This is a genomic window from Candidatus Symbiopectobacterium sp. NZEC135 (genome assembly GCF_025962695.1).
This window is the reverse complement of the sequence record NZ_JAGFPF010000227.1, coordinates 1-2,234: the sequence shown is the minus strand read 5'-3', so window position 1 is coordinate 2,234 and position 2,234 is coordinate 1. Positions and strand designations below refer to the sequence as shown.

2 protein-coding genes are annotated in these 2,234 nt (G+C 43.6%); both read right to left on the bottom strand.

Translation table 11 applies throughout. The features are described from left to right. A partial coding sequence (locus J5224_RS25230) for a hypothetical protein (protein WP_264627950.1) occupies window positions 1-774 on the bottom strand: 774 nt, incomplete at its 3' end. Window positions 775-1,059: 285 nt separating this feature from the next. Continuing rightward, window positions 1,060-2,028 carry a hypothetical protein gene (locus tag J5224_RS25225; protein ID WP_264627949.1) on the bottom strand — a complete coding sequence of 323 codons (969 nt, stop codon included), beginning with the start codon at window positions 2,026-2,028 and terminating at the stop codon, window positions 1,060-1,062. Window positions 2,029-2,234 lie beyond the last annotated feature (206 nt).

Here is a 2,234-nt window from a genome sequence, read left to right as displayed (position 1 = left end):
ATCAATGCTGTTTCCAGTAGAGATAGCCCACGCTTGCAATGATTCATTAAGGTATTTCTTTATTTTCTGATTGTTTCTTTCAGCAAAAAGATGCCAGAGATCGAGATAGGCAATCTTTAGCGCCTGGATCTGTTCGGGTTTCCCAGTAAAGGGCGCCGCTTTTGTCCATTTCCACTCTGGGAGTCCTCTAAGATTGACTTTCTGCGTAAACTGATAGAGTTCCATTCCGACAGGGAATTTATTTCCTCTAAAATAATCATCAGGAATATGTCCCTTTTTTACCTCCTGCGCTGTGATTTTTTTTACTGACAGGTTTTCAGTTTTAGCGCTGTCCTCTTCTCCGCCTGATTGCGCATAAGGAATGCCGTCTTTACCGATAGCAATAGTGAGTTGGCTTAATACCTTTGACTCTTTGCCTTTTAATGCGGTTAGAGCAACTTTACAACCCGCATCGGGCTTAAACGACTTACGCGCTTCATCACCGATAGTTTCCTTTGAGAACCAGCCCAGTGCCCCGATTTCAGCAGTAATCTCATTCTCTCCATTTTCCAAAAATAACAATGCGTTAGTACTGGACGAACCAAACCCTCTCCCGGCCACCGCCGAATGACGGTTATCCAGACCTATAACACCATTGGTCTTGATGGCACAAAACGCCGAGTTAATATCGAATACGCTGCGGATCCTTAACAACTCATTAGCGGCATTCGCGGTAGACATCATCATCACACCTAGCAGTATTAGGCATTTCCATTGAAACAACGTCCTCATCATGCGCTTTCCTTGTTTATCTAACGTCAGATTGGGTCCCATCACCCAGGGCTGGGCGGGTATCACTACAATAAGCACCATAGCCAGTCAGCCAATCGTCACACTTCCACCTCCGATCATGACTCCGCCACAGCTAACGGCATCTCCCGATCGCCTTGGCGTGCCAGCCAACCTTAACGGTAGAAGAACCTGCTACGACAGAGGTTGGCGAATGACTTTCGTGCCCGGTATCGATATCGCCTAATTTAGCGGCGTTGCACGTGCGACAATCCTCAGTGTAAATAGTGGTCAAATAACAGGAATAAATTTTCCATCGATGAAGGAGAATATAGGAGAAAAATACCCTACACTATTATCTCCATCGTCATCTTTGAATGTATAAGAAAGAGGAGATATAGTAGGGTCTGATTTATTAACAAACCGCACCATTCTGCCTTTATTCATCACTTCAATTTTATAATCATTCCAATTAATAGAGCGAATTTCAAATGAAGTGTTTTTTAAATCCTTTTTAAAACCACGATCGTTATATATTTCATCGATAGAATTTCCGGTTGTGAGCGCCCATGCTTGTAAAGATTCATTAAGGTATTGTTTTATTTTTACATCATTTTTTTCAGCAAAAAGATGCCAAAGGTCGAGATAGGCAATTTTTAACGCCTGAATTTGCTCGGTTTTTCCAGTAAAAGGAGTGGCTTTTGTCCACTTCCACTCCGGGATATTTTTAAGATGGACTTTTTTTGTAAATTGATAGAGATTCATCTCAGTTGGGAAATAGTTATCAATCAGATAATTGGAAGGAAAATGTCCCATTTCAATCTGCTGTGCAGGAATTTTCATTACTGACACCTCTTCAGCTTCGTCCGTTTTTTCACTTGGTTGCGCATAGGGAATCCCGTCTTGACCGATCGCGATAGCAAGCTGGCTCAATACCTTCGACTGTTCACCTTTAAATGCGGTTAAAGCGACTTTACAACTCGCATCCGGTTTAAACACACTGCGAGATTCATCACCGTTATTCCCTTTTGAGAACCAGCCCAACGCCCCGATTTCGGCAGTAATCTCATTTTCTCCATTTTCCAAAAATAACAATGCGTTAGTGCTGGAAGAGCCAAATCCTCTCCCGGCAACTGCTGAATCCCGGTTATCCATCCCAAGCACGCCGTTGGTCTTGATGGCGCAAAAGGCCGAGTTAATATCAAATACGCTGCGGACCCTTAACGGTTCATTAGCGGCATTCGCGGTAGACATCATCATCACTCCTGACAGTATTAAGCATTGCCATTGAAAAAACATCCTGATCATGCGTTTTCCTCATCATTCTAACGTTTCGGGTTGGATCCCATCGCCCAGGGCTCCTGACTCGGTTTTTCCACAGCATTATATTTGGGATTCGATCCCATTGCCCACGGCTCGGCGGGTATCACTTTTGGTTTTTCGATAACTCTCTCTTTACCAAACAG